Genomic DNA, 4,062 nt, shown 5'->3' with positions numbered 1-4,062 from the left:
GTCCCGGGATGGCTACAACGGCTTTGTGTTTGCAGATCCTGATGGTCATAAGTTCAATGTATTTCATATGTAGCAGCACTATTGCCGGGTGAAAATTGAGCGTATTAGTTCTGGTTCCTGAAATGCTTTGGTGACAGTCCTGTTTTATTTTTAAACAGTTTGGTAAAGTGCGAAGGGTGTGCAAAGCCAAGATCATAGGCAATTTCACTTATTGGTGTTTCAGTGCTCCACAATAATGTTTTTGCTTTATCAATAAGCTTGAAGTAAATATGTTCCTGGGTGGTGTTGCCGGTGTATTTGTTCAGCAGATCCGACAGGTAATTCGCAGACAGGTTAAGCTGTGATGCGAAATATTTTACATCCGGCAAGCCATTTTCAATTAGTGATCCCCTGTTAAAATAATCTGTTAGCAGCCTGTCGAATTTCTGTACAATATCATTCCCGGGCTTTGTTCTTGTCAGGAACTGCCGGTCGTAGAAGCGGGTGCAATACGCAAAGAACAGCTCCAGGTTGCTGATAATAAGATGGTAAGAATGTTTGTCCAGGTTCAATGTAATTTCCCGCTGTATATTTTTGATACAATCTTCCAGGATTGCTTTTTCTGCATCCGAAATATGTAATGCTTCATTGGCATCATACCCAAAAAAGGAAAGTGCTGACAGTTTATGCCCCCTTGCGTCTGCATTTAAGAAATCGGGGTGGATATACAGGCCCCAGCCTTCTGTGACCTTAATATCCGGATCGGGAGACAGCGCCTGGTAAGGGCCTGTGAACATCAGCGATCCTTCAGAGAAATCGTAGTTGGTACGGCCGTACCCGAAGTGTCCCTTTATTATTTTGCAGGAAGCTGAGTACAGGTTCAGGCGGTAGGCATCGCCGGGTTGCCTGTGGGACCGGTCTACTTTAGCAAGATCAACAATGCTGATCAAAGGATGCACCGGCTTTTCACAGCGAAAGAAATCATGCAGTGCTGAGATGGATGGAATATCTATATAGTTCATAGTTGCAGCAGATTTGCCATGTTAATTTAACGCTTTTTGAAAAACCGTGCATGCAATTGCCGGGCTGTGTTTGATCAGATAAAGATGCCGCCGCCTACTTCTATACGTTGTGCATTCACAAAACGGCTGTCGTCTGAAAGGAGCGAGGCCACAAAAAGACCAACATCTTCTGCCTCACCAAGACGGCCAAGCGCTGTTGTATCCGCAATTTGCCGCCGGTGGCTTTCGTCACCTTTTCCTCCGCCAAAGGCGGTGTCAATGGCCCCCGGCGCCACGGTATTCACCCGGATCTTCCGGTCGGCATACTCTTTGGCGAAATACCTGGTTAATCCTTCTACGGCAGATTTAAGTGCGCCATACACCGCCACGCCCGGAAACGCGAACCTCGCCAGCCCGGAGGAGATATTAATGATCTGCCCGCCATCGGCTATCAGCGGGATCAGCTTTTGCGAGAGAAAAAATACGCCCTTGAAGTTTACATTCACCAATTGATCAAAGATCTCTTCGGTGGTGTCCCTGATAAGGCTGCGCTGGGCTATTCCTGCATTGTTCACCAGGTAATCGAAGTGATCCCGGTTCCATTCTTTTTTAAGGGTTTCCTGTACCTGGCCGGCGAAATCGCCAAATGATGCTACATTGGCGGAGTTCCATCTCAGGGCAACGGCTTTGCCGCCATTTGCCCTGATCTCATCAGCTACTGCTGCTCCTGCTTCCGGGTGACTGTTATAAGTAAGTATTACGCCTATCCCGCGTTTAGCAGCGTTCAGCGCTATGCTTTTACCGATGCCCTGGCTGCCGCCGGTGATCAGCGCCACTTTTTCATTAGCTGTGTTCATAATAATCAATTTTATGACACAAAGCTCGGCTTGTTTCCAGGTACCGGCTTTTACATTTTAGGGGAAGATTTATACATTACACGGATTTGTACGGGATGTGGCAGTTTAAGCGCGCAGGGATTGCACCCTGCGCGCTTTTGCACGGCTATTTAACGCGGCTCCGGAATATGAATAAGCTGCATTTGTATACTGTCTTTCCCCAGCAATCCCTTAAACCGGAAATCATGACTGTGTTCCATGGGGAGTAAGGTACCTTCAAACCGGAGTTTGAAATTGGAGGGGTAGCGCCATTTGGCGCTGATGCGTTGAGTTCCGGGGTCATAATGGTAGGTGCCTATATACCGGTTGTTATAGTGATTGAACTCCAGTACCATATCATCCTGCAGATCCATGTAAATGGTAGTAAGCACACTGTCCCTGAAGTTGCCGGCTTGTTGGGGAATATTATTAACATAGAGATCATTAACCTTGTATTTGCCTGTAAACCGGGGATGCTTATCAGGAGAACGATAGGTCAGTAACAGGATAAGCGGAAGCAGCAGGATGATCACGCCGGCGGTCCATTGTGTTTTTCTTCCCATATTCCATTTCAATATATCAGGAGAGAGGTGAAAGAAGAATTGTATTAACACGATTTTATATTGGTATAGCAGGTAAATAATCCCTGACATAAGAATAATAGCATGTACCAATACCCATGTATGAAGATGGTAGTATATATCGATCAGGATGATATTAAGTAGTACGGGCACCAGCATAATCAGTCCCAGCAGGCGGGTACGTTTAAACAGCAGCAGAACGGACCCCGATATCTGCGCAAGGGCAATGGTAACCGTAAACGGGTAAGACCTTCTGAAATACGCCCAGGTGAGGGTTTCTCCATCAAGACTGTTGAACGGGAGATCAAGTATTCCAAGAGGTACTACCATCTGAAGATGGAAGATTTTCTGCCAGCCGAAAGAATAGAGGTCGAAGGCAAGTAAGAAGGCAATGATCACATTAAAAGTACTTATTATCCTGCTGGTGTTGTTGTCAGACTTCCGGTACCGGAAATAACAAATGATTGCGTAAGACAGGGCCGCCGGCAGCATCAGGAAAGACAGTAACCATATGACCGGGGCCGGCACCCAACCTGATGTGTAGCGGGCCATCATGCGGTACAATACAAAACAGGCGATGAATCCGGTGAGGGTGGCAGCCAGCATAGCGGGGCCAAATTTTAGTTGCTTCATAGTATTGCGTTTTTTACAATACTAAGTACAGGAGCGGGGTTTACTGCCCGTCTGCATCCATCCGTACCACTAAATCCCTAAACTCCCGGGGTGTCATGCCCACCATTTTTTTGAAAGTACTATTGAAGGTTGTTTTGGAATTGAAACCTGCATCAAAGCCAATGGCCAGGATGCTTAAATGCAGGTGTGAGGGCGACTGCAGTAATTGTTTTGCCTGTTCTACCCGGAATTGGTTAATGTATTGATAGAAATTTTTCCCTATTTCCTTGTTCAGCAACCATGATAATTCGTGCAGTGAAAGATCCAGTTTTTCTGCAAGCAGTGGCAACGAAAGCTCCTGGTCAGTATACAGCTTTTCATCCTGCATCAGTTTATCCAGCTGTTCTTTCAGCACCGTAGTTTCATTTTCGTGTAGCCGTGGTTGTACGGTACAGGTATCGGCGGAAAATGATCCGGCGGTAGTAAACGGTGGAAATATATTGCCCTGTTTGAGCGCATAATAACAGGAGAGATAAATGGCTGCCAGGTAAATGACATAGGAAAAAGAAGTGCCGGCAGCATGCCGGAAACAGGAAAATAACAGCTGGTTAAGGATCATAATGCCCGTGAGCAATAACAGGTTTTTTAGCCAGGAAAGATCCGACGGGGCAGTGTTTGCAGTGAAATTTGCGATGTGCTGCCGATGTTTCCGGAGCCGCAGGTAGCCGGAAACCCAGTACAGGATGATCTGCAATTTTATACCTAACCCCACCACGATGCCCATCCACGGAGGCAGGTACCGGCTTGCCCCAAAAAGTATGGGAAGAAAAAGTAATGCCGGGATAAAATGGATCAGGTCATTTTTCCGGAAATGGTAGCGGACACTGGTATAGTGCATAATGGCAAAATAAAGCGCCGGCGCCATGGCAAACCGGGTCGACTCCATTACAGGGACCAGGAGCGGCCACTGACTGCCCGCATTGGTTTGGCCGGCAATAAATCCCAGCATGGCAA

At 46.8% G+C, this 4,062-nt stretch carries 4 protein-coding genes; all 4 read right to left on the bottom strand.

The window, feature by feature from the left end:
* Positions 1-104 precede the first annotated feature (104 nt).
* Positions 105-1,001 carry an AraC family transcriptional regulator gene (locus tag VN105_RS12850; protein WP_325641457.1) on the bottom strand — a complete coding sequence of 299 codons (897 nt, stop codon included), beginning with the start codon at positions 999-1,001 and terminating at the stop codon, positions 105-107.
* 74 nt (positions 1,002-1,075) lie between these two features.
* The gene (locus VN105_RS12845; protein WP_325641455.1) at positions 1,076-1,837 is read right to left on the bottom strand and encodes an SDR family NAD(P)-dependent oxidoreductase; all 762 of its coding nucleotides are present in this window, start codon (positions 1,835-1,837) and stop codon (positions 1,076-1,078) included.
* A 149-nt stretch (positions 1,838-1,986) separates the two neighbouring features.
* On the bottom strand, positions 1,987-3,069 hold the full coding sequence (locus VN105_RS12840) for a hypothetical protein (protein WP_325641454.1): 1,083 nt from the start codon (positions 3,067-3,069) through the stop codon (positions 1,987-1,989).
* Between the two features lie 40 nt (positions 3,070-3,109).
* Positions 3,110-4,062 (bottom strand): helix-turn-helix transcriptional regulator (locus VN105_RS12835; RefSeq protein WP_325641453.1); only part of this gene is annotated, 953 nt, incomplete at its 5' end.

This window comes from Chitinophaga sp. (assembly GCF_035564935.1).
Lineage (GTDB): Bacteria > Bacteroidota > Bacteroidia > Chitinophagales > Chitinophagaceae > Chitinophaga.
The sequence above is the reverse complement of the archived record's forward strand: the minus strand, read 5'-3'. Positions and strand labels throughout refer to the sequence as shown.

Bases quoted from the DNA above. Each gene is read 5' to 3' on its own strand.
- VN105_RS12850 (WP_325641457.1), bottom strand. From the start codon at position 1,001: ATGAACTATATAGATATTCCATCCATCTCAGCACTGCATGATTTCTTT.
- VN105_RS12845 (WP_325641455.1), bottom strand. From the start codon at position 1,837: ATGAACACAGCTAATGAAAAAGTGGCGCTGATCACCGGCGGCAGCCAG.
- VN105_RS12840 (WP_325641454.1), bottom strand. From the start codon at position 3,069: ATGAAGCAACTAAAATTTGGCCCCGCTATGCTGGCTGCCACCCTCACC.